The following is a 1,753-nucleotide window of genomic DNA, read 5'->3' as shown; positions in this document are numbered from 1 at the left end:
CTCTCAAAACTAAACAAAAGAACAAAAGGAAGGTCGATCTGAGCTTGATGCTCCTTAGAAAGGAGGTGATCCATCCGCACCTTCCGGTACGGATACCTTGTTACGACTTCACCCCAATCATTTGTCCCACCTTCGGCGGCTGGCTCCAAAAAGGTTACCTCACCGACTTCGGGTGTTACAAACTCTCGTGGTGTGACGGGCGGTGTGTACAAGGCCCGGGAACGTATTCACCGCGGCATGCTGATCCGCGATTACTAGCAATTCCGGCTTCATGCAGGCGAGTTGCAGCCTGCAATCCGAACTGAGAATGGCTTTTTGGGATTGGCTCCACCTCGCGGTCTCGCGTCCCTCTGTACCATCCATTGTAGCACGTGTGTAGCCCAGGTCATAAGGGGCATGATGATTTGACGTCATCCCCACCTTCCTCCGGTTTGTCACCGGCAGTCACCTTAGAGTGCCCAACTGAATGCTGGCAACTAAGGTCAAGGGTTGCGCTCGTTGCGGGACTTAACCCAACATCTCACGACACGAGCTGACGACAACCATGCACCACCTGTCATTTTGTCCCCCGAAGGGGAAAACTCTGTCTCCAGAGCGGGCAAAAGATGTCAAGACCTGGTAAGGTTCTTCGCGTTGCGTCGAATTAAACCACATGCTCCACTGCTTGTGCGGGCCCCCGTCAATTCCTTTGAGTTTCAGCCTTGCGGCCGTACTCCCCAGGCGGAGTGCTTAATGTGTTAACTTCGGCACTAAGGGCATCGAAACCCCTAACACCTAGCACTCAACGTTTACGGCGTGGACTACCAGGGTATCTAATCCTGTTTGCTCCCCACGCTTTCGCGCCTCAGCGTCAGTTGTAGGCCAGAAAGTCGCCTTCGCCACTGGTGTTCCTCCACATATCTACGCATTTCACCGCTACACGTGGAATTCCACTTTCCTCTCCTACACTCAAGTCCCCCAGTTTCCAATGACCCTCCACGGTTGAGCCGTGGGCTTTCACATCAGACTTAAGAGACCGCCTGCGCGCGCTTTACGCCCAATAATTCCGGACAACGCTTGCCCCCTACGTATTACCGCGGCTGCTGGCACGTAGTTAGCCGGGGCTTTCTCGTGAGGTACCGTCAAGGTGCCGGCCTGTTCGACCGGCACGTGTTCTTCCCTCATAACAGAACTTTACGATCCGAAAACCTTCATCGTTCACGCGGCGTTGCACCGTCAGACTTTCGTCCATTGCGGATGATTCCCTACTGCTGCCTCCCGTAGGAGTCTGGGCCGTGTCTCAGTCCCAGTGTGGCCGATCACCCTCTCAGGTCGGCTACGCATCGTCGCCTTGGTGGGCCACTACCCCACCAACAAGCTAATGCGCCGCGGGCCCATCTTCCAGTGCGCGGAACAAGTCCGCGCTTTTACAGCCGGTCCATGCGGACCGGTTGATTATCCGGTATTAGCCCCGGTTTCCCGGGGTTATCCCAGTCTGGAAGGCAGGTTGCCCACGTGTTACTCACCCGTCCGCCGCTCATTCCACCGGCATCACCCCGAAGGGATCTGCCGGCTTCCTGCGCTCGACTTGCATGTATTAGGCACGCCGCCAGCGTTCGTCCTGAGCCAGGATCAAACTCTCCGTAAAGTGTTTGAACTGACAACGCAGCTTTCGCTGCATCAGACGGAATCTGGCTTAGATTCCAAATTGAAATTGAACAGAGAATGTGTCATTCTCTTTCCTTCACTTTTGTCTTTTGTTTAGTTTTCAAAG

General features: G+C 54.7%; 1 rRNA gene. It reads right to left on the bottom strand.

The features are described from left to right. Positions 1-58 precede the first annotated feature (58 nt). A 16S ribosomal RNA gene (locus C6V82_RS17960) occupies positions 59-1,627 on the bottom strand. Positions 1,628-1,753 lie beyond the last annotated feature (126 nt).

Origin of the sequence: Halomonas urumqiensis (assembly GCF_003028575.1) — a bacterium.
GTDB lineage: Bacteria > Pseudomonadota > Gammaproteobacteria > Pseudomonadales > Halomonadaceae > Halomonas > Halomonas urumqiensis.
The sequence above is the reverse complement of the archived record's forward strand: the minus strand, read 5'-3'. Positions and strand labels throughout refer to the sequence as shown.